The organism is Actinomyces sp. ICM58 (assembly GCF_000283035.1).
Lineage (GTDB): Bacteria > Actinomycetota > Actinomycetes > Actinomycetales > Actinomycetaceae > Pauljensenia.
In genome coordinates this window covers 1-21,615 of sequence record NZ_ALIY01000034.1, presented here as the reverse complement: position 1 = coordinate 21,615, position 21,615 = coordinate 1, and the positions used below count along the sequence as shown (strand labels likewise).

General features: G+C 66.2%; 18 protein-coding genes and 2 tRNA genes. 6 read left to right on the top strand and 14 right to left on the bottom strand.

Annotated elements, in window-relative coordinates:
• Nucleotides 1–39: 39 nt before the first annotated feature.
• The 4 genes from pulA to gltX form a co-directional block, all read right to left on the bottom strand.
• Nucleotides 40–4,116 carry a pullulanase-type alpha-1,6-glucosidase gene (gene pulA / locus HMPREF1138_RS01595; RefSeq protein ID WP_009055755.1) on the bottom strand — a complete coding sequence of 1,359 codons (4,077 nt, stop codon included), beginning with the start codon at nt 4,114–4,116 and terminating at the stop codon, nt 40–42.
• Nucleotides 4,117–4,270: 154 nt separating this feature from the next.
• Nucleotides 4,271–4,346 (bottom strand) — tRNA-Glu (locus tag HMPREF1138_RS01590).
• A gap of 26 nt (nt 4,347–4,372) precedes the next feature.
• A tRNA-Gln gene (locus HMPREF1138_RS01585) sits at nt 4,373–4,444 on the bottom strand.
• 215 nt (nt 4,445–4,659) lie between these two features.
• The gene (gltX, locus tag HMPREF1138_RS01580; RefSeq protein ID WP_009055759.1) at nt 4,660–6,165 is read right to left on the bottom strand and encodes a glutamate--tRNA ligase; all 1,506 of its coding nucleotides are present in this window, start codon (nt 6,163–6,165) and stop codon (nt 4,660–4,662) included.
• Between the two features lie 143 nt (nt 6,166–6,308).
• Here gltX and HMPREF1138_RS01575 point away from each other — a divergent pair, with 143 nt between their 5' ends.
• Entirely contained in the window at nt 6,309–7,481 is a 1,173-nt protein-coding gene (locus tag HMPREF1138_RS01575; protein WP_009055765.1) for a MalY/PatB family protein, read from the top strand.
• An 82-nt stretch (nt 7,482–7,563) separates the two neighbouring features.
• On the opposite strand, the gene HMPREF1138_RS01570 is transcribed toward HMPREF1138_RS01575, so the two are convergent.
• The 4 genes from HMPREF1138_RS01570 to HMPREF1138_RS01555 all read right to left on the bottom strand — a co-directional run bounded on the left by HMPREF1138_RS01570 (nt 7,564) and on the right by HMPREF1138_RS01555 (nt 12,208).
• Nucleotides 7,564–8,361, bottom strand: a complete 798-nt coding sequence (locus tag HMPREF1138_RS01570; RefSeq protein ID WP_009055731.1) for a purine-nucleoside phosphorylase — start codon at nt 8,359–8,361, stop codon at nt 7,564–7,566.
• The gene (locus HMPREF1138_RS01565; RefSeq protein ID WP_050981216.1) at nt 8,358–9,803 is read right to left on the bottom strand and encodes a purine-cytosine permease family protein; all 1,446 of its coding nucleotides are present in this window, start codon (nt 9,801–9,803) and stop codon (nt 8,358–8,360) included. Before HMPREF1138_RS01565 ends, HMPREF1138_RS01570 begins: the two co-directional genes overlap by 4 nt.
• A 103-nt stretch (nt 9,804–9,906) precedes the next feature.
• On the bottom strand, nt 9,907–10,674 hold the full coding sequence (locus HMPREF1138_RS01560) for a fumarylacetoacetate hydrolase family protein (RefSeq protein ID WP_009055775.1): 768 nt from the start codon (nt 10,672–10,674) through the stop codon (nt 9,907–9,909).
• A gap of 49 nt (nt 10,675–10,723) precedes the next feature.
• The gene (locus HMPREF1138_RS01555) at nt 10,724–12,208 is read right to left on the bottom strand and encodes an alanine/glycine:cation symporter family protein (protein ID WP_009055721.1); all 1,485 of its coding nucleotides are present in this window, start codon (nt 12,206–12,208) and stop codon (nt 10,724–10,726) included.
• A gap of 253 nt (nt 12,209–12,461) precedes the next feature.
• Here HMPREF1138_RS01555 and HMPREF1138_RS01550 point away from each other — a divergent pair, with 253 nt between their 5' ends.
• Nucleotides 12,462–15,212 (top strand): DEAD/DEAH box helicase, encoded by a 2,751-nt coding sequence (locus tag HMPREF1138_RS01550; RefSeq protein WP_009055744.1) that lies wholly within the window; start codon nt 12,462–12,464, stop codon nt 15,210–15,212.
• On the opposite strand, the gene HMPREF1138_RS01545 is transcribed toward HMPREF1138_RS01550, so the two are convergent.
• On the bottom strand, nt 15,193–15,816 hold the full coding sequence (locus HMPREF1138_RS01545) for a TetR/AcrR family transcriptional regulator (RefSeq protein ID WP_039936471.1): 624 nt from the start codon (nt 15,814–15,816) through the stop codon (nt 15,193–15,195). The genes HMPREF1138_RS01550 and HMPREF1138_RS01545 overlap by 20 nt on opposite strands.
• Nucleotides 15,817–15,850: 34 nt before the next feature.
• A complete protein-coding gene (locus tag HMPREF1138_RS01540) occupies nt 15,851–16,414 on the bottom strand; it encodes an NAD(P)H-dependent oxidoreductase (protein WP_009055740.1) in 564 nt (187 codons plus the stop codon).
• 227 nt (nt 16,415–16,641) lie between these two features.
• On the opposite strand from HMPREF1138_RS01540, the gene HMPREF1138_RS01535 reads away from it, so the two are divergent.
• A complete protein-coding gene (locus tag HMPREF1138_RS01535) occupies nt 16,642–17,013 on the top strand; it encodes a PH domain-containing protein (RefSeq protein ID WP_009055749.1) in 372 nt (123 codons plus the stop codon).
• A 100-nt stretch (nt 17,014–17,113) separates the two neighbouring features.
• On the opposite strand, the gene HMPREF1138_RS01530 is transcribed toward HMPREF1138_RS01535, so the two are convergent.
• From HMPREF1138_RS01530 to HMPREF1138_RS01515, 4 genes are all read right to left on the bottom strand, one after another.
• Nucleotides 17,114–17,578: a bleomycin resistance protein gene (locus HMPREF1138_RS01530; protein WP_009055751.1), complete on the bottom strand. Its 465-nt coding sequence runs from the start codon at nt 17,576–17,578 to the stop codon at nt 17,114–17,116.
• Between the two features lie 53 nt (nt 17,579–17,631).
• Nucleotides 17,632–18,315 carry a Pr6Pr family membrane protein gene (locus HMPREF1138_RS01525; RefSeq protein WP_009055729.1) on the bottom strand — a complete coding sequence of 228 codons (684 nt, stop codon included), beginning with the start codon at nt 18,313–18,315 and terminating at the stop codon, nt 17,632–17,634.
• Nucleotides 18,316–18,577: 262 nt separating this feature from the next.
• Nucleotides 18,578–19,087 (bottom strand): Cys-tRNA(Pro) deacylase, encoded by a 510-nt coding sequence (gene ybaK, locus HMPREF1138_RS01520; protein WP_009055767.1) that lies wholly within the window; start codon nt 19,085–19,087, stop codon nt 18,578–18,580.
• Between the two features lie 19 nt (nt 19,088–19,106).
• Nucleotides 19,107–19,496, bottom strand: a complete 390-nt coding sequence (locus tag HMPREF1138_RS01515) for a YccF domain-containing protein (RefSeq protein WP_009055761.1) — start codon at nt 19,494–19,496, stop codon at nt 19,107–19,109.
• Between the two features lie 115 nt (nt 19,497–19,611).
• On the opposite strand from HMPREF1138_RS01515, the gene HMPREF1138_RS01510 reads away from it, so the two are divergent.
• The 3 genes from HMPREF1138_RS01510 (at nt 19,612) to HMPREF1138_RS01500 (ending at nt 21,600) form a co-directional block, all read left to right on the top strand.
• Complete coding sequence (locus HMPREF1138_RS01510) at nt 19,612–20,310, top strand: YggS family pyridoxal phosphate-dependent enzyme (protein WP_009055770.1); 699 nt, start codon at nt 19,612–19,614, stop codon at nt 20,308–20,310.
• Between the two features lie 47 nt (nt 20,311–20,357).
• Nucleotides 20,358–20,978: a MarC family protein gene (locus tag HMPREF1138_RS01505; protein ID WP_009055733.1), complete on the top strand. Its 621-nt coding sequence runs from the start codon at nt 20,358–20,360 to the stop codon at nt 20,976–20,978.
• Between the two features lie 340 nt (nt 20,979–21,318).
• Nucleotides 21,319–21,600, top strand: coding sequence for a transposase (locus HMPREF1138_RS01500; RefSeq protein ID WP_039936468.1), 282 nt, complete (start codon nt 21,319–21,321; stop codon nt 21,598–21,600).
• Nucleotides 21,601–21,615: the final 15 nt, after the last annotated feature.

The following is a 21,615-nucleotide window of genomic DNA, read 5'->3' as shown; positions in this document are numbered from 1 at the left end:
ATCACTCGTCCCGGCCCTCCCCGTCTTCGCGCCCTCCCGTCAGGGAATCAGGCGCCCGGAAGCATCGAAGTTGTAGGTCGTACCACCGAAGGTGATGCGGCCCGTCGCCATCGCGCCCGAGGGGTGGCAGAAGTACCAGGACTGCCCCTCCTTGACCCAGCCGACAGCCATCTCACCACTGCCCGTCAGGAAGTACCAGGTGCCTCCCAGGTTCAGCCAGCCGGTGGCCATCGCGCCATTGGCGTGCAGGTAGTACCAGTTCGAGCCCAGGTGCTGCCAGCCGGTAGCCATCGCGCCGCTGCCACTGAGGTAGTACCAGGTGCCGTTATCGTCGAGCCAGCCGACCGCCATGACTCCCGACTGCGGATCCAGGTAGTACCAGGAGCCGCCGGTGGAGAGCCATCCGGTCGCCATTGCGCCCGAGGGGGCGTAGTAGCGCCACTCGCCCTCTTCGTTGTCCCAGCCGGTCTTCATCCAGCCGGATGCGTCGAAGGCGTAGGTCACGCCTCCCAGCTCGATGCGCTCGTTCGCCGGGTAGGTGCCGTCCGGGTAGCTCAGCCACCAGCGGCCATCGGCGGCGCGCACCCACGTACCGTCGCTCGGGGTCGGGCCGGGGGTCACGCGATCGCCAGAGCGCTGGGTGAAGACAGCGACCGTGCGGGCGGGAACCTCGACGACGCCGGTCTGGGCGTCGAAGGACGCATCCTTGACGACCGCGTCAGCACCCGTTGCCTGCGCCTCGTGCAGCATGAACACGCGGCCAGCCAGACCCTCGACGCGCTGCTTGAGCGGCTGATCCGTCGCGTTGAACACGACGAGGGCCCCGTCGAGCTGCGGGTCGACGTCCGTGCCTTCTCCGGCCTCGTCGTTGATGAGCATCATGATGGTGCCATCGACGGCCCCCTCACCCGAGTTCGGGAAGCTCACCTTCGAGCGGATCAGGTCCGCGCTGCCCAACGTGAACAGGCGCGAGGAGGAACGCACGCGCAGGAAGTCCATCGCGATCTCCGAGGAGGTGTCGATCTGCTCCGGCGTCGGCTTCAGATCGGGGTTCTCCAGGAGCGGACGCATGTGATCCCACGCCGCGCCGTTCTTCGACTTCACGGGCAGGCCTCGACCGAAGCCGTTGTCCTTCATCGTCCAGTCGATCACGTTGAAGTGATCGCCCGAGTTGAAGGAGTCGCGGTCCAGGGATTTCGAGCGCAGCATCTCCGTACCCGAGGCCCAGAACGCGGGCGACTGCGCGAGGGTCACCGAGGCCTGGCTGATCAGCGACATGCGCACGCGGTGGTCCATCGGCGCGCTCGCCGGCATCTTGTAGGTCACCAGGTCGAAGAGCGTCTCGTTGTCGTGGGCGTCCACGTAGTTGACGTTCTCCGCGGGCTGGGAGGCAAAACCCGCTCCCTGGCCGTTGTAGTCCAGCTGCGCACCCGTCAGCGTGTGCCCGTCGTAGGTGGTCAGCGTGTAATCCTTCAGGTTGCCCGCCAGGCCTAGCTTCACGAGGTCCACGCGATGCAGGTAGTCCGCGCGGCGCTCCGTCTCCGAGCGGGTGTCGAGGCCGTTGAGGTCGGAGAAGGCGCCGGAGCCGAAGCCCTGCATGACGCGGTGGTCATCGTCGAAGGGGCCGCCGCCGTGGACCGCGTCGCGCAGGCGGTCGTTGAAGGCGCCGATGCCGGTGCCGTCGAGCTGGCCCTGCGTGGCCTGGGTGAACAGCGCGTTGTTCGCGACTTCACCGAAGTTCCAGCCCTCGCCGTAGATGTACAGGCGCGAGCCGTCCACGCCGTCCTTCTCGAGGGTGAGCTGCGAGAGGGCTTCCTTGGCGCGCTTCATCTCATCGGCGGGGTGGTGCCCCATCAGGTCGAAGCGGAAGCCGTCGACGTGGTAGTACTTCGCCCAGTGGATCATCGAGTCGATCATGAGGCGTTCGCTCATCGCGTTCTCGGTGGCCACGTTCGAGCAGCACGTCGAGGTCTCCACGCCTCCCGAGGCGTTGAGGCGCTGGTAGTAGCCGGGCACGACGCGGTCGAGGACCGAGTGGGCGTCCTGGCCGGCGGCGGGCGTGTGGTTGTAGACCTGGTCGAGCACGACCTGCATGCCGATGTAGTGCAGGCCGCCCACCATGGAGCGGAATTCGCGCACGCGGGCGCCACCGTTTTGGTGGGAGGCGGTGGCATAGGAGCCTTCGGGGGCCATCCAGTGCAGCGGGTCGTAGCCCCAGTTGTAGGCGTCCTCGTCGGCGACGGCGGCCACGGCCGCCTGCTGTTCCTCGGAGGCAGGTCCGGCACCCTCGGGGATCGCGGGCGTCTTCTGGTCGGTGCGCTTCTCGGGGATGGTCGCGATGTCGAAGGTGGGCAGCAGGTGCACCGTGTTCATGCCGGCGCGCGACAGCTCGGCCAGGTGACGCATGCCGTTGGACTGGTACTGCGTGAAGGCCATGTAGGTGCCGCGCATGTACTCGGGCACGGACTTGTCCGCGGCGGAGAAGTCGCGCACGTGCAGCTCGTAGATGGAGCGCTCGGCGTCATCGTCAATGACGGGCGCCTTGGTGTTCTTCCACACGGAGGGCGCGATTGAGGGGTTGTCCATGTTGACGGCCACGGAGCGCGTGGAGTTGACGGTCAGGCCCACCGAGTAGGGGTCGGTGACCTGGTTCGTTTCGACGGCTCCGGTGGCGGGCACGTAGACGCGCACCTCCCACAGGTACTGGGCGCCCTCGTTGATGGTGCCCGCCGCGTTGTCCACGCTCCAGCGCCCGTCCTCGCCGCGCGTGGCGGGGGTGCGCACGGGGTCGCCTGAGATCTCATTGTCGGCACCGCGCGGGGTTCGAGTGTTCCACGAGAGCAGGGTGACGTCCTTGGCGGTGGGGGCCCACAGGGCGAAGGTCGGCTTGCCGGCGTCGTTCCATCCCACGCCGTACGAGGCCTGGGCTGCCTTGGCGGCGTAGATGGCGTCCAGGGCCGGGGCGATCTGGACGCCGGTGAAGGCGTTGATCGTCTCACCCGACTTCTGCGCGACCGCGACCTGGCCGGTGAGGGCCTCACGCGCCCCGGCCTGGTCGAGGGGAGCCGTCAGCGCGATGTAGCCGTTGAGGTTCGGGTGGGCCAGCGTGACCTCGGAGGGGAGGTCACCGGCGACGCTCAGGGGCGTGATGGTGCCGCCACTTACCGTTCCATCGGTCAGGCCGGCGCCGCCCTCCGGGGCGGTCACGAGCTCGTAGGACAGGGCGGCGGATCCGTCCATGACCTGTGCGCGGGTGACACCCTGGGGCAGAAGCGAGGTCGGCCACGCCAGCGTCGTCGCGTTCACCCAGTAGGCGCGCTGCTCGCCCGAGCCCGCCACGGGTGCGTCGGCGGTCGCGATGTCGAGCTTGTGGGTCGCAGAATCGTAGGTGAAGGTCACGAGCTTGTTCGCTTTCGTTGCAAACTGGTAGTTGGCGCCACCGGCGGCGCCGTCCTGCCCGTAATTCTCATCCCAGGATCCGCCGATGGCAACCTTGAGCTCGTAGGAACCCTCCGGGAGGGCCGCCGTCTGATAGGTGTAGGTGCCGTTGCCCGTGGGCTCCATGAGCGGGGCCAGGCAGTCGGGCTTCCAGTTGTCCGAGCAGCCCAGGGCCTGTTGCTCCGACCCGGGCAGGGTCACCATCTGGTCGGTGGCCGTATTCCACACGCGGTGCGTCGCCTGGTTGTAGTAGAAGGTGACGGCGGTTTCTTGCGTCAGGGAGTAGGCGATGTTCGCTCCCCCAGGCACTCCCCCCTGGCCGTAGGAGGCGTCCCACGAGCCGCCTTCGGCGACCTTGTACTCGTAATCGCCGGCGGGGAGGGTAAAGGTGGCGGTGTAGACGCCGGTGGCGTCGCGAGTCAGCGCGGCTTTCTCGCACTCGGGTGCCCAGTCGGCGTCGCAGCCCATGACCTTATTATGGTTACCGGGGATTGTCACCAGTACGTTGTCGCCGGCTCCAGCGCCCGCGGCGTCAGCTCCCTGCGCTCCCGCATCGTGGTTTGTCGCCTCCTCGCCCGGTTCCGCCCAGGCGGCTGGGAGCGCACCCCCCATCAGTGCTAGCGCAGTGCCCACGCCCAGGGCGCGACGCAGCAGCGTCCTGTTGTGTCGGTATGTCACGGAAGACTCCCTCGTCAAAACGGTCCCCTCTTATCGGGGCTGTTTCATAGGTTAGACACTGTGTAACGGTCAGGAAAGTTTTCTGCAAAGGACAAGCGAAAGCGCGGAACTGGGGCAAACAAAAACCTCGCCACCGAATCGGTGACGAGGTCCGTGGTACCCCCAACCGGATTTGAACCGGTGTTAACGCCGTGAGAGGGCGTCGTCCTAGGCCGCTAGACGATGGGGGCCCACCTGAAACTCGCGTCTCAGATTGCTGGGGTACCAGGACTCGAACCTAGAATGGCTGAACCAGAATCAGCTGTGTTGCCAATTACACCATACCCCATTGGGTATCACCCGCTTCGTTCTCACGTCGCTGGCGACAGGAGATAACTTTAGCGGAGAGAACCGCGCCTGCCAAATCGAAAGACCGTGGCACCCATCACGCATGAAGAGTGGGCTCCCGACGCACCCGAACGACCACTAGAGGCACGCGCTCCCACGACGAAGCCCCGACCTCGGCCCGAATGAGGGCGATGAGGCCGGGGCCGAGCGCGGCGATCAGGCCAGGGAAGCGCGCAGGGCGCGCAGGCGGGCCAGCGACGACTCGCGGCCCAGGATCTCCATGGACTCGAACAGCGGAGGCGAGACCTGGCGGCCTGTCACGGCGACGCGCAGCGGGCCGAAGGCCAGACGGGGCTTCACGCCCATCTCGTCGACGATGCGCGCTCGCAGCGACTCCTCAAGGGAGGCGGTCGTGAACTCGGTCAGGCCCTCGACGGTCTCAATGGCGGCGTCCAGGACGTCGGCGGCGTTGTCTTTGAGCTTGGAGACGGCCTTCTCGTCCGTTTCCAGGGCGTCGTCGGAGACAAAGAGGAAGCCGAGCATGCCCGAGGCCTCGCCGAGAACCTGGATGCGTGTCTGGATGAGCGGGGCGGCCTCGGTGAGGATCTCACGCTCGCGATCGGTCAGCGCCTCGAAGGAGTCGGCCGACACCAGCTCATCGCGGTGCAGGAAGGGCACCAGGCGGCCGCGGAAGTCCTCGCCATCCAGCAGGCGAATGTGCTCGGCGTTAATGGCAACGGCCTTCTTCTGGTCGAAGCGCGCCGGGTTCGGGTTCACGTCCGAGATGTCGAAAGCGCGCGCCATCTCCTCCATGGAGAAGATGTCGCGGTCCGGCGCGATCGACCAGCCCAGGAGGGCCAGGTAGTTGTTGAGGCCCTCGGGGATCATGCCGGCGGCCTTATGCAGCAGCAGGTTCGACTCGGGGTCGCGCTTCGAGAGCTTCTTGTTACCCTCACCCATGACGTAGGGCAGGTGACCGAAGCGCGGCATGAACTTGGCGACGCCGATCGCCTCAAGCGCGCGGTACAGGACAATCTGGCGCGGCGTCGAGGAGAGCAGGTCCTCGCCGCGCAGGACGTGGGTGATCTCCATGAGCGCGTCGTCGATCGGGTTCACCAGCGTGTAGAGCGGGTGGCCGTTGGCGCGCACGATGACGTAATCCGGGACGGAGCCGGCCTTGAAGGTGATCTCGCCGCGGATCAGGTCCGTGAAGGTGATGTCCTCGTCGGGCATGCGCAGGCGCAGGACGGGCTGGCGGCCTTCGGCACGGAAGGCAGCGATCTGCTCCTCCGTCAGGTTGCGATCGAAGCCATCGTAGCCAAGCTTGGGATCCTCTCCCTTGGCGCGGTGACGCTCCTCGATCTCCTCGGGGGTCGAGTAGGACTCGTAGGCGTAGCCGGCCTCCAGCAGGCGCGCAGCCACGTCGCGGTAGATGTCCATGCGCTCGCTCTGGCGGTAGGGGCCGTGCGGGCCGCCCTTACCGACGCCCTCGTCCCAGTCGAGGCCCAGCCACTGCAGGGACTCGATGATCTGGTCGAAGGACTCTTGGGAGTCGCGGGCGGCATCCGTGTCTTCGATGCGGAAGACGAAGGTTCCTCCCGTGTGGCGGGCGTAGGCCCAATTGAACAGGCACGTGCGGACCATGCCGACGTGAGGGGTTCCTGTGGGCGAGGGGCAGAAGCGGACGCGAACGTCGGCACCGGTGGCAGTTGTTTCACTCATGATTCTCCCATCCTACTCCAGGGGTGGCTGTTGCATTTGCTTGATGGGTGGGCGCGCTGCGACGCGCGCCGGGCACGCGAATACGCTGGACGCATGACAGGGATCGGCCTGGCCGCATCCGCCGCTACTCGATGGAGGACACCGTGTCCGTTCGACTCTTTTCCGACTCCCACCTCTACCGCACGGGCTCCCTGAAATGGACGGGCATCACGACCGCGAGCGGCGAGCCGACGATCGGAGCGTGGGTGGCGGAAATGGACTTCGCCACGGCCCCAGAGGTGGCCGACGCGATGAAGGGCGCGATCGATGATGGCCTGCTCGGCTACCAGCCGACCTGGCTGGAGCCGCGCATCGCGGGCGCGACCGCGGAGTTCCAGAAGCGTCGCTTCGGCTGGGACGTGGACGCCTCGCAGGTTCGCCTGGTTGCGTCGGTGCTGCCCGCGCTTGAGGCGACGATCGATCACCTGGTGCGCCCGGGTGCCCCGATCATCGTCCCGACGCCCGCCTATATGCCTTTCCTGACGATTCCGGGCAAGTTCGATCATCCCGTCATCGAGGTTCCTTCCCTGCGCGGCACGCGCGCGCTCGGGCGCGGGTGGGCGCTCGACCTGGAGGGGATTCGCGCGGGGCTCGAGGCCGGGGCGGGCCTGGTCATCCTGTGCAACCCGTGGAACCCGGTCGGCCGCGTCCTGCGTGAGGACGAGCTGCGCGCCCTGCACGACGTGGTCTCCGACTACGACGCCCTCGTGTTCTCCGACGAAATCCACTCCTCCCTGGTGTTGGATGAGCAGGTCCCGTTCGTCTCCTACGCGAGCCTCGGCCCCTCGTTTGCCTCCCACACGGTGACGGCGACCGCGGCGTCGAAGGGGTGGAACATCGCAGGGCTTCCCTCCGCGCAGGTGATCCTGCCCGACGAGGCTCTGCGCGAGCGTTGGGACGTGTTTGCCGCCGACGTGCGCCACGACGCCAACGTCATCGGCACGCTCGGCGCGATCGCCGCCTACGAGCGCGGCGATGCCTGGCAGCGCGAGGTCAAGGACCTGATCCGCTCGAACGTCGACCTGGTGGAGCGTGCCCTGAATGACACTCCCATCGACTTCGTGCGCCCCGAGGGCACGTACCTGACCTGGTGGGGCTTCGAGGGCGTAGACCTGGGCCCCCTCTCCCCCGCCGCGACGCTGCGCGAGCGCGCCCGCATCGCCGCCAACGAGGGCCGCACCCTGGGCGCCGACTACGCCTCGTGGGCACGCATCAACCTGGCGTGCGCCCCCGACGTGGCCTCGCGAATCGTGGAGGGGGTCCTCGGCCTGCTCTGATATTCTCTTCCGCGAGACGAGGCTGTGGTCGGCACCGGTGGACATCCACCTGCCGGCCACGGCCTCGTATGTGTCTGCCCGCTTAGGCTCCCAGGGCCGCCTCGATGCCAGCGACAACGGTCTGGCGGGCCGCAGAAGCCGCCTCGACGACGGCGGTCGGATCCGTCGGGGCGTCGGCAAAGGACAAGTCGGAGACGACCGACATGCCGGCGACGCGCACGCCGAGGGCGTGCAGGGTGATCGCCTCCATGACGGTCGACATGCCCACGCAGTCCACACCCATGCCCGCGAGGATGCGGGTCTCCGCCATCGTCTGGTATTCGGGGCCGCGCAGGATCGCGTAAGTACCCTCGCGCTGGCACACGCCGCGCAGCGCCTGCGTCATCTGGGCATCCCACACTGCCGACACGTCCAGGAACAGCGGCCCATCGAAGGGCGAGGCGCCACTGAAGTTCACGTGGTCGGTGATCGCCATCACGTCGCCCAAGTTCCAGGGCTTCAGACAGCCGTTCGCGTTCGTGAGGACCGCGCGGCTGATCCCCGCCGCAACGGCGGCGCGAGCCAGGGCCGTGACAGGTCGGGCACCCAGCCCCTCGTACAGGTGGGTGCGGCCCGTGGCCACGAAGACCACTCCCCCACTCGTCTCATAGGCGCGCAGCTCGCCACCATGCCCATCCGCAACCGGCGTGACAACACCGGGGATGTCGCCCAGTGGCACGGTGGCCGCGGGGGCTCCCCAGGCCTCGTCGAGAGCCTCGGCCAAGCCGGAGCCGAGCACGACAAGCGCGTCCGGGCGCGCCGCAAGAGAGGTGAGGACCCGGGCGCCGGCCACGGCCTCCTCGTCAAGGAGAGCTTTCACGAAGCGCGGGTCGACGCTCACTGCTCGCCCTCGTCCGCGCCCTCAGCATAGGTGCGCGAGGGCAGCTTCTCCTGCGCGCGCACGCGCCCCACGCTGGTCACCCAGTAGCCGACGAAGCCGACGACCATCGCCAGAAGGATGCCGATGTTGGCGCCCGCCCAGTCACCCTCGCGACCCCCCAGGGGGCCGAGGAGGTAACCCTGCCAGGACAACCAGGAGGCACTCGCGTTAACAACGAGGCCCCAGCCCACCAGCGAGCCGACGATCAGGGAGGCGACCGCACCCCAGTTCACCGAGCCGTAGCGGCCCGAGGGGGTAAAGAGGGAGGGCTCGTCGTAGTCCTTGCGACGCAGCGCAATGTCCGCGAGCATGACGCCACCCCACGCGGCGATGACAACACCCAGGGTCGTGAGGAACGCCGTGAAGGGGGTCAGGAAGGAGTCCGCGAAGAACACGACGACGATCGTTCCGACCGTCATGATCGTGCCGTCAATCGCGGTGGCGACCGGGCGCGAGACGGGCACGCCCGTAGCCAGAAGCGACAGGCCCGACGAGTAGATATCCATGACGATGCCGCCGATCAGGCCCAGGATCGCGACCAGCGCGAAGGGCACAAGGAACCAGGTGGGCAACAGCGTCGTGAGCGCGCCAATCGGATCATTACCGATCGCCTCAGAGAGGGACTCGTCGGCAGAGCCCACCAGGAGGATGCCGAAGAAGACCAGGATGACCGTGGGCAGCGCCGCGCCCACCGTCGTCCAGCCGACCACGCCCCGCGTCGAGGCGGCGCGCGGCAGGTAGCGCGAGTAGTCGGCGGCCGCGTTAATCCAGCCGAAACCGAAGCCCACGAGGAGCATGCAACCCGCACCCAGGACCGCGGTCAGGGGCGCCGAGGGACGCGAGGAAAGGAGCGCGAAGTCGATCGTCGGGGCGACCAGGACCAGGTAGATGATCGTCAGGGCCGCGGTGGCCCAGGTGATCCACGTCTGCACCTTCATGATCGCCTCGAAACCGAGGATGCCCGAGCCCGCCGCCAGGACGACGACGAGGATCAGCGCGATGATCTGTGCGACGACGTGGTTCGTGAAGCCGAGCGCCCCCATGACCGTGGCCGTGGCCTGGACGGCCATGATCGCCAGGAAGGTCTCCCAGCCCACCGTCAGGATCCACGAGATCGCCGCCGACACGCGGTTGCCGTTGAAGCCGAAGGCCGCGCGCGACAGGACCAGCGTCGGCGCGGAGCCGCGCTTGCCCGCGATGGCGATAAGGCCACACACGACGAACGAGAGCGCAACGCCCACGACGGACACGACGACCGCCTGGGCGAGGGAGAGCCCGAATCCGAGGACCCACGAGCCCCACGAGATACCCAGGACCGAGATATTCGCCGCGAACCACGGCATGAACAGGTCAGAGGGTTTTCCTTTGCGATCGGATTCAGGGATGACGTCCAGGCCGGCCATTTCGACGGCCAACGCGCCGGAGTTTTGCGGCTCGTTCACGGTGTGCTCCTATGCGACGGAGATATTGTCAAAGCGACGCAATCCTATCACACAGGTCACACCTTCAGGCGCGGACGACGGGATTCGTCAGGGTGCCGATGCCCTCAATCTCGATCTCCACGCGATCCCCCACATCGACGAGGCCGGCGCCCGCGGGCGCGCCCGTGGCGATCACGTCGCCGGGCAGCAGCGTCATCTGGCGAGACACGTAGGAGACCAGCTCGAAGGGGTTCCAGATCATGTTCGCGGTCGAGCTGTCCTGAGCCTTCTCCCCGTTCAGGTAGGAGCGGATCGCCAGGTTCGTGACATCAAGCGTCGGATCGACCGTGATCCACGGTCCCAGCGGGCACGCCGAGTCAAAAGACTTGCCGCGAGACCAGGGGCCGCCCGTCATCGCGTCGCGCGCGGTCGCGTCGTTGGCGATCGTGAAGCCGAGGATCACCTGCGGCGCGTCCTCCACGCTCACGTCCTTGGCCAGGGACTTGATGACGATCGCGAGCTCGCCCTCGAAGGCAACCTTGTTCGACCATACGGGGATCGCGATCGGATCGTCGGGCCCCACGACCGAGGTATTGGCCTTCAGGAAGATCGGCGGCTCAGGGCGCTCATCCGCCGGGATCGGGATGTCCGAGTAGTTGTCACCGATGCCCACGACCTTCGAGCGCGGGATCACCGGGGAGAGCAGACGGACCTCGTCCAGCTCGTAGATCTGGCCGGAGGGCTCCACGGGCGAAAACAGCGGATCACCCTTGAGCCCCACGATCCTCGTCGAGCCCTCCTCCAGGGCGCCGTACACCGGATTCGTACCATCGGAAAAACGTGCGATTCTCATGGCAGTAGCCTAACCCGCGAGCGCCCTGGCGCGGGACGAAGCGCCGAGGTCAGTGCTTGCCCGCCTTGGGGCGCTTCCAGACGTTGCCCGGGACGTCGCGCGGCAGGAGGGGGTTATTGCGGCCAACGAAGACGGGATCCTCCACACCGGCGCTGCGCTGGAGCTGATAGTCCAACAGGGCGCCGATGACCCAGCGCGACAGGAACACGAGGGCCACCAGGTTCGTGATCGTCATGACGGCCATCGCGATGTCGACGGCGTTCCACACGACGTCGAGGCTCAGCAGTGCGCCGATCGTCGCCGAGGCCACGCACACGACGCGCACGGTCCAGGTCGCCCAACGCGCGTCGCCGAACACGAAGGACATGTTGGTGTCGGAGTAGACGTAGGCCGCGATGACCGAGGAGTAGGCCAGGACGAAGATCAGGATGGCCATGGGGACGATCGTCCACGCGCCCAGCTCATTGGCGACGGCGAGGGTCGTCAGGTTCGAGGGATCCACGCCCTCGCCGCCCCACACGTCGGGACCCGCGAGCAGGATGACGAAGGCGGTCGCGGTGCACACGACGATGGTGTCGATGAAGACGCCGAGGGACTGGATGAGGCCCTGGCGCACGGGGTGAGACACGGTCGCGGTCGCCGCCGCGTTGGGAGCGGTGCCCTGGCCGGCCTCGTTGGAGAAGAGGCCGCGCTTGGTGCCGTTGATCATCGCGGCGATGATGCCGCCGCCCAGGCCACCCACGGTGGAGTCGACGGTGAAGGCGGAGGAGAAGATCTGGCCCAGCACGGTGCCGAACTGCGAGATGTTCATGAGGCAGATAATCGCGACCATGATGACGTAGACGGTCGCCATGATCGGGGCCATCCATTCGGTGACGCGGGCGACCGTGCGGATGCCGCCGAAGATGACCATCGCGGAGAAGACGAAAATGAGGCCGGCGACGGTCAGCTGCGCCGCGGAGAAGCCGCCCGCGCCGGGCAGGGGCTGCCGGGCGGACTCACCGAAGGCGGTGGTCAGCGTACCGGCGATGGCATTGGACTGCACGGAGGTGATGACGACGCCGCAGGTGATGACGGTGATGACGGCGAAGACATTGGCCATGACGCGGCTCTTCATGCCGCGCTTAATGTAGTAGGCGGGGCCGCCGCGGAAGGAGCCGTCGGAGTGACGCACCTTGAAGATTTGGGCGAGGGTCGCCTCGAAGAACGCGGTCGCCATGCCGACCAGGGCCACAACCCACATCCAGAAGATCGCGCCGGGACCGCCCATGAGGAGGGCCGCGGCCACGCCGAAGACGTTGCCGATGCCGACGCGGGCGGCCAGCGAGATCGCGAAGGCCTGGAAGGAGGAAATGCCGCCGTCGGCTCCCTTACGCGAGCCCAGGACCGTGCGGATCATCTCCGGGAAGAGGCGCACCTGGACGACCACGGAACGTCCCGTGAGGAAGAGGCCCACGCCGATCAGGATAACGATCGTCAGGTGCATCGTGATCCAGTCGGCGATATCCTTTTCGATCGCAGCTATCTGTTCCACAGGAACCTCCCGGGGTGTCAATGGGCGAGGCCGTGGATAGGTCGCGGGGCCTCGCGCGCTGTCGCGGGCCACACCCGCTCGTTGTATGGGACCAGTTCATCTTGCCACAGGGCCGTCCTTCCGGCAGGCGACGTCTCGCCACACGCACAGCCGCACGTCTCCGCCTGACCGGCCCCAGCCTCGTCCATGAGCTGCGGAAAGCGCCCGGCGGCGCGGGGACGCAGACGTGGGCGCACTCTGGGACAATGAGGGCATGAGCGCGACTTTGAACCAGATCCTGGACGACCTAGAGGACGCGGGGCAGCTGCGGGATGACGACGCCCTGTACGAGGCCTTCACCTCCTGGGCGCAGGGCACCGGGCGTCCGCTCTACCCCCACCAGGAGGAGGCCCTGGTGGAGATCCTGGCGGGCAACCACGTGATCGCGGCGACCCCCACGGGGTCGGGCAAGTCGATGATCGCGCTGGCCGCACACTTCACGTCGATGGCACACGGGGGCCGCTCCTACTACACGGCGCCGCTCAAGGCCCTGGTCTCGGAGAAGTTCTTTGATCTGGTGTCCCTGTTCGGCGCGGATAACGTCGGCATGGTGACCGGCGACGTGTCTCTCAACGCCGACGCGCCCATCATCTGCTGCACGGCTGAGATCCTCGCGAATCAGTCGCTGCGTGAGGGGCCGACGCTGGACGCGGACATGATCGTCATGGACGAGTTCCACTTCTATGGGGACCGTCAGCGCGGCTGGGCGTGGCAGGTGCCGCTCCTGGAGCTGAGGACCCCGCAGGTGGTGGCAATGAGCGCGACGCTGGGCGACACGACGCGTTTCGAGCGCGCGTGGAAGGAGCGCACCGGGCGCGACGTCTCCCTCATCGACGATGCGGAGCGTCCCGTGCCCCTCGAGTTCGAGTACGTCGTGGATCGCCTGCCCGATACGGTCGAGCGGCTGCTGGGCGAGGGCCGTTGGCCCGTCTACATCGTGCATTTCTCCCAGCGCGACGCGGTGGCGACCGCGCAGTCGTTTGACCGTTCGTCGTTGATTTCGGCCGAGCAGAAGAAGGCGATCGCCGCGCAGCTGGCGGGCGTGTCGTTTACGAAGGGTTTTGGGCAGACCCTGAAGTCTCTGCTCGCGCAGGGCATCGGCGTGCATCATGCGGGCATGCTGCCGCGCTACCGGCGCCTCGTCGAGCGCCTCACGCAGGCGGGCCTGCTGCCGATCGTGTGCGGCACGGACACCCTGGGGGTGGGCATCAACGTGCCGATCCGCACGGTGCTGATGACGTCGCTCGTGAAGTACGACGGGCGGCGCATGCGCCACGTGAGCGCGCGCGAGTTCCACCAGATCGCGGGGCGCGCGGGCCGCGCCGGCTTCGACACGGTCGGTTTCGTGCGCGTCCTGGCCCCCGAGCACGAGGTGGACGCCGCCCGTGAGCGCGCACGCCTGAGCGCCGCGCAGGAGGCGGCCCGTGACGCGCGCGAGGCCAAGCGCGCCGCGAAGAAGTCGGCGAAGAAGCGCAAGGGGCCGGGCGAGGGCGAGATCTCGTGGACGCGCTCAACGTTCGAGCGCCTCGTCGACGCAGCCCCCGAGCAGCTCACGAGCCGTTTCGAGATGACGCACGCGATGGTCCTCAACGTGCTGGCTGGCGCTCCTGCGGCCGGGCGCGACCCGGGCGAGCACCTCGTGTGGCTGGCGCGCAACAACGACGATCCGGTCACCGACCGAAACCCGCATCTGCGCCGCCTGGGTGAGATCTACACGTCGATGAAGCAGGCGGGCGTCGTCGAGCACCTGTCTTCAGCCGAGGCCTCGGCGTCGGGTGAGCCTCGCCTGCGTGCGGCCACCGACCTGCCGGACGACTTCGCACTCAACCAGCCGCTCTCCCCCTTCGCGCTGGCGGCGCTCGAGCTGCTGGACCCGGAGTCCCCGACGTTCGCCCTGGACGTCGTCTCGGTCATCGAGTCGGTCCTGGAGGATCCGCGCCCGCTCCTGTTCGCGCAAGAGAAGGCGGCACGCGCCGAGGCCGTGGCCGCGATGAAGGCGCAGGGCATGGAGTACGACGAGCGCATGGCCGCCCTGGAAGAGGTCACGTGGCCGCGCCCGCTGGCCGATCTGCTGGGCGACGCGTTCACGGTGTACCTGCACGCGAACCCGTGGATCGAGGATCAGGAGATTTCCCCGAAGTCAGTCGTGCGCGAGATGATCGAGAACGCGCTGACGTTCACGGGGATCGTGGGCCGCTACGACGTGGGCCGTTCCGAGGGCATTGTGCTGCGCTACCTGACGGACGCGTACCGAGCGCTGCGCCAGATTGTGCCGGACGAGCTCATGACGGACGAGCTGCGTTCAATCATTGCGTGGCTGTCGGCGCTGATCCGCGCGGTCGACTCCTCGCTGCTGGACGAGTGGGAGGCCATGTCCACGGGCCAGGCCCTCCCCGCGTCCGATGGCGACGGCACGGAGGGCGCGGAGCTGGCGTTTGGTGCACGGGAGGACGGGACGGTCCCCTTCAGCGCGAATCGTCACGCGTTCCGCACGGCGATTCGCGGCGCGCTGTTCGAGCGCGTGGAGGCGATGAGCCGCGACAACGTCGAGGCCTTGGCGCGCCTGGACGAGGCCTCGCGCACCCCGGTGGTCTCCCCGTGGGGCGAGGACGAGTGGGACGCGGTGCTCGAGCGCTACTGGGCGGAGCACGAGTGGATCGGCATCGACCAGCGTGCGCGCGCCCTGTCGCTGTGCTCGCTGAACGAGGCCCCGACCCGCGAGGACGTGTTGGAGCTGGCCCCCGCTGCAGTGTCGTCGGATGTCGAGCGCGCCCAGGCTGCGCGCATCGAGGCGATCGCTGACGCGGTGGATGAGGCTGCGGCCGGCACCTTCTGGCTGGCCACGCAGACCCTGTTCGATCCGGAGGAGGACATGGACTGGCGCATCGTCGCCCTCGTGGACGTGCCGGCCTCGGACGAGGCGAACCGCGTTGCCCTGGCGACGATCACCGTCGGGCCGAGGTAGATCCTTTATCATTCGAGGAACCAGGCGCGTCATGCAGTGAATACATAGCCTCCGCGCGTCCTTTCCCGAGAAATCCGAGGATCTCATCCGCCAAGTCTCTCTCGCCTTCCCACAGACGCAGCGACAGCACGAGGTTCATCAACAAACCGTGGGAGAGGAAGAGCCTAGCCTGTTCCGCATCCATCCCGACGTCTTCTCGCAGGACGCGGTACACGCGTGCAAAGCTATCGCGGGAGAGCTGCCCGAAGCGCGGATCGGATCCCATCATGAATAGGCGCACGATCATCATGAACATGTCGTGGTCTTTCACGATCTCCGCGTACATGTCCCCCAGCAATTTCCGACGTTCAGCATCGGTAGAATCCGCCGCTATGGGCGCCTCAGCAAAACGTCGACACAGCTGCTCAACAACATACGTAGCAGCCTCCTCGAAAAGTGTTTCCTTCGACCGGAATAAACGCACGACATACGCCTGACTGACGCCTGCCTCTCGCGCGATCGAGTCCGTCGTGGCCGCAGCGTAGCCAACCCGCGCAAACACACGGACGGCAGCCTCCAGCATGAGTAGCTTGCGTTCATTGGCTGGCATACGGGTCGCGGCCATCTCCACTCCTCCTCAGTACTCTTGCGCGTCTAGTCTAGCCGCGAGCATAAGCTCGAACCTTTTCGAGGAATGCGGCTCGGTAGGCGGGCGTGTCCTGCTTGTGTTCAACGCGTCCGAGCATCAGTGTCTTTGTCAGTCGGATCCCAACGAAGCTCAGAACCATTCGCTTCCATCGCGTGATAGGTCCACCAAAGATTCGGTAGACAAACGAGGGGACGCGCGACGTGACAATCAGTGCCGCAGTCTTACCCGCCAGCAGCCCTTGCGCCTTTCCGTTGACGTAGCGATAGGCAAACCTCGGGGTAAGAGTGCGATCAAGGAAACCTTTCAGAATCGCCGGTTCAGCAGACCACCAAATCGGGAAGCTGAACACGAGGTGATCGGCCCAGGCTATGTCCTCCTGATACCGCTTGGGACCACTTTCGTCCTCCATGCGCTGGCGGTATCCGTAGCGCAGAACGGGATCAAAATCCTCCGTCGCGAGGTCAATCATGCGCACGTCATGCCCAGCGCTGCGCGCCTCATCAGCGTAAGCCGTTGCGAGTTCACGCGAGTAGCTTCCCGCGTCAGGACTGCCCTGAATGACAAGAATCTTCATAATTCCTCCGTTGTTGTAATCGATTGATTACAACAACAATATCGAGAGTGTCCGCTGCCTGCAAGATAAGAGACCTCAATGGATTGATAGTCACACCTAAAGAAAGTCGACAGAACTCCCCAACTCGACAACACTAGTCAGGGAACCACCCTTCCCCACACTGAACTGGGACAGTTGCATGACAACTAACCCACGGTTACCATGTCACCATCGAGAAAGGACATGGCATGGAAGCCGCAACAGTCGCCCAGTGGGCATTTTTCAACGAGGTCCCGATTCCCCAGGACGTCTCCAACATCCTGATTCCCGGCGAGCAGCCCTACGCGGCTTTCGCAACAACGCGAGACTCTGCAATCTTTACGTCGCAGCGCCTCATCGTGCGCGACGCGCAGGGAATCACCGGCCGCAAGGTCGAAATCTACTCACTGCCCTACAAGAACATCAACATGTGGTCGACCGAGAACGCCGGCACAATCGATATGACTGCCGAGGTCGAGCTCTGGACCCGCGCAGGCCATATCAAGATCAGCCTGGGCCGACACATCGACGTGCGTCGCATCGACACGCTCATTGCAAACTGCGTCCTGAACTCTCACTGAGAGTCGTCACCCTCAACATTGAACCCGCCTGCTTCGCGACAGCTCACAGCTGCGCCGAGCGGGCGGGTTTCTCAGCGCCGGGAGGGCGAAACAGCGGCCGTCAGACGCTGCTGCGCACCTCCCGCGACTGATCCGGATGCACCTTGGGCAGCGGCCGCTCTCCAATCTCCTCCTGGAGGCGCACGAGATATCCGTCGGGATCCTGGATGAGGAACTGCCGGACGCCGATCTCAACATCGCCCGCCCGATACCACTTCTCTTCGGGTTCGACGAAGATCGGCCATCCTGCCTCTGTGATGCGCTGCAACGTGCCGTCCAGATTGTCGACCTGAACCTCGAAGTTGATACCCCGACCAAGGGGGAACTCAAGGGGACCTGTCGCCCACGTCCTACCCTGGTCGATCTGGTCGAGCATCAGGTGCGCGTTACCCAGGACAAGGTAGCCGAATCCTTCCTCAGGCCGCTCATAGCGAAGGGAAAAACCAACGAGGTCGCACCAAAAACGGCGCGATGCCTCGTAATCGGTGACGGTAAGTTCAGGGACAAGCCCCGGCTCGTTGCTCATGGCCTCACTCTAGCGGCCTCGGACGAGACCGTGTCCGGGAAATGCACAGACCGTCAGCGCCGGGACGCCTTACGGATCAGCCAGTCCGCGCCCGCGAAGAGCGCCATGAAGAGCAGGGCGCCAATCAGGATCACCACGATGTTGATGGCGACCTGCGCGTAGCCGATGCGCCAGACGTTCACGAAGCCGTAGGGGTACTGGTGCGTGAAGGAGCCTCGCACGAGCGTGTACGCCACCCACGCGACCGGGATCAGCAGGGCGCGCCCCAGCGTCGCCCACGTAATGCCGCCACGCGGTCCCGCGAGCGCGGCCGTGCCCACGAACGCGGCGGGGACGACGATGTGCTGCAGAGGGTTAGTGACGAGTGCAAAGCCGGAGAGGACCTCGTAGGGGCCGATGAGCGTTGCGTAGACGATCGCTGTCACCGTGATCATCATGAGGGCACACAGGTGCGTCGCCCTCCCCCACGCCCCGACGCGGCCTCGGCGCGCGAGGAGGGTCGAGATGACCGCAACCATGATGTTGGACAGCTCGGTGAAGTAGGACAGGCAATTGATGAGGCGCTCGGGGGCGCCCGCCCAGCCGTGGGGGGCACCCGCGAAGAGGCCCTCCTCGACGTAGGTCGGCGCGGCGTAGCCATCGAAGGCCGTAATGATGAGGGTGGCGGCGACGCCCGCCCAGGCGAGGGCGGCGACCACCCAGTAGGCGGCGCGCCCGCGGCGGCTTAGTTCAGTCATAGTCATTACTCCCGATGATGTCACAGCGGGAAAACTCAGTCACGGTAAGGGCGCAAGTATCCCACGACCCGGCCATACCGCTCCTCCCCCCTCATTCCGCATGCAATTCATTATTCGGATCGGCCTTGAGAGCTCAGAAACCGCATGATTTCAACACCTCTTCTTCAAAGACTGAAGGAACGGCCGGGGAATTGCATGCGAAATTTGGGGGGCGCGGGAGTATCGGTGGCTGGGATGAAGAGAGAAACAGGATGAGGCCAGATCAGACCTGGGCGAGGTCCGTGACCTCCGCGTTCGTCAGTTCGACGAGGTCGAGGGGGCTCAGCTCGACGCTGAGGCCTCGGCGCCCACCCGAGACGATCATGGTCTCGTGGTCCAGGCACGCCGAGTCGATGAACAACCGGTGCGAGGTCGTCTGCCCGAGCGGGCTGATGCCGCCCACGACGTAGCCGGTGCGGCGCTGGGCGACGGCCGGGTCGGCCATGGAGGCGCTCTTGGCCCCGGCGGCCTTGGCGATGAGCTTCATCGACAGGTGAGCCAGGGCGGGTACGCAGCCGACGACGAACTCGCCGGTGGGCTCCAGGCGCACCATGAGCGTCTTAAACGCTTGGGTCGGGTCGATGCCTAACTTTTCGACGGTTTCCTCGCCGAACGCCCGGGCGGCCGGGTCGTGCTCGTACTCGTGAATGGTATAAGCAACGCCGGCCGCTGTGAGCGCCTCGATGGCGCGGGTGGGACCACCGCCGTGATCCTTGCTGTGTTTACGAGCCATGACCCCAGTGTAGGACGCGTCAGAGGATCGAGGCCGCGGGGTCGTTGACGACGACCTTGCCGAAGGGGAAGCAGGTGATCGGGATCATCTTCAGGTTGGCGATGGCCAAGGGAATTCCGACGATCGTGATGGCCTGCGCGGCGGCGGTGGTGATGTGACCGATGGCGAGCCACAGGCCCGCGACGAGGAACCACACGACGTTCATGAGAGCCGAGCCCGCGCCTACGCCCGGCTGGTCGACGACGCGCTTGCCGAAGGGCCACAGCACGTATCCGGCGATGCGGAAGCAGGCCACACCCGCGGGGATCGTGACGATGAAGATGCAGGAGACGATTCCGGCGAGGAGGTATCCCAGGAAGAGCGGGAGCCCTCCGAAGAAGAACCAGATGATGTTGAGCAGGGTACGCATGGCGTGTCCTTTCGTTGATCTGTGAACATTCTAGTCTGCCACGTCGCGCCGCTCAGATGGCCCTGAGTCACCCCTGATTAACCCCTGAAAGCGCCTGCCCGTCTACCATGAGGGTATGAGCATTCCCGACGCCATTGCCGCTGCCCGCGACCGCATCGACCGCGCCACCTCCTCGTGCGGCCGCACGGATCCGGTGCACCTGGAGCTGGCGGTCAAGACCCGCACGCCCGAGGAGTGCCGCACCGCCGCCGCTGCCCTGCGTGAGGCTGGCCTGCCGATCCTGCTGGGCCACAACCGCGTGCAGGAGGCGCGCGCAACGGTGGACGCGATCCGCGAGGTGCCCGGCGCACGCATCCACCTGATCGGCCCCCTCCAGTCCAACAAGATCAACCAGGCGCTGGCCTGCGTGGACGCGATCGAGTCGCTGGACTCCCCCGCCCTGGCCGCGAAGATCGACGCGCGAGCGACCGGCACGATCCCGGTGTTCGTCGAAGTGAATGTCTCGGGCGAGGCCACGAAGCACGGCTGCGCCCCCGCCGACGTCGCCGTACTGATCGATGCGGTCGAGGCCTCGGCACACCTGCAGCTCGCCGGCTTCATGACGGTTGGCCTGAACTCCCCCGTCGAGGCCGACGTGCGCGCCGCCTACGCGCAGCTGCGCGCCATCAGGGACGAGGCCGCCGCGCGCCTGGGCGCCGAAGAGGCTGACCTGGCGCTGTCGATGGGCATGAGCCGCGACCTGGAGTGGGCTATCGCCGAGGGGGCGACGATCGTTCGCCTGGGCACGGCCATCTTCGGGGCCCGCCGCGTCTGAGAAGACCGCTGTTTCGCGCCGACGCGCCGCCCGGTAGGATTGTCTCCATGATGACCGTTCTCGCTGGAATGTCCGCGTCGATCATCGCGCTCGCCCCGATCACCAACCCGATCGGTGGTCTCGCGGCGTTCGCAGGACTCACCGCCGGCAATGCTCCGGCTGCGGTGCGCTCGCAGGCGTGGAAGACCGGCATCTATGTGTTCGCCATCCTCACCGTGTTCGCGGTCAGCGGCTCGCTCATCATGCGTTTTTTCGGCTTCGACCTACCCTCTCTGCAGATCGCGGGCGGCCTCGTCGTCGCACACTCGGGCTTCTCGATGCTGGAAAACAAGCGCCGCGCCACCCACGAGGAGGCTCAGCACGCGACGACCAAGCCGGACGTGTCCTTCTCCCCCATGGCACTCCCTCTCATCGCGGGGCCCGGATCTATCGGCGTGGTTATCGCGCTGGCCGCCCGCAATACGGCCGCCGGTTTTCATGTCGGCATCGTCCTCGGAATCGCAGTGACGGCCGCCGTCATCGCGCTGCTGCTGCGCTACGGCACTCCCTGGATCGACAAGCTGGGCGCCACCGGCGTCGGCGCGATCGTGCGCATCATGGGCTTCCTGATCCTCGTCATCGGCGTCGAGCTCATCATCCACGGGGTGCGCGCACTCCAGCTCTTCTAAGACCGCCCGCTGTTAAACGCGAAAGCCCGCCCCGGCCTCGTTGCGCGCCACGCCCTCAATCTCGCATGCAATTCCCCCACACGCCATTCCACAATCAGACTTGTTTCGTTGAGATTCCAACGACGAATTATTGAAAACTCAAAAGGGAAGAAAGGGAATTGCATGCGACTTTTCTGAGGAACCACATAAGTCAGCACGCTCCACGAAGCGCGCACCACACTCTTCCAACGAACGCGAAAGCCCGCCCCGGCTGGAGGGGTCTGGGTTTTTCGGACCGTTTGTTTTGAGAGGGTTGTTCTGAGTAGTCCCGGCTGCTTGTGGCCGGGCAGAATGGATGACCATGAGGAAGTTCTCGAAGCACACGCCTGAGCAGATTGTCGTAAAGCTGGAGAAAGCCGAGGCGCTGCGAGGTGAGGGCATGAGTACGGCCCAGGCCTGCCGCGTGCTGGGTATCAGCGAGGCGACGTTGTGCCGGTGGCGCCAGCGTTATGGGTCGATGAGTCGTAGTGAGGCCAAGGAACTGCGTGAGTTGCGCGAGCAAAACGCGCGCCTCAAACAGTTGCTAGGCCAAGCCGAGCTGGAGAAGGCAGCGCTGCGAGAGCTCGCGGAGGGAAACTTCTAAGCCCGGCGCGCAGGC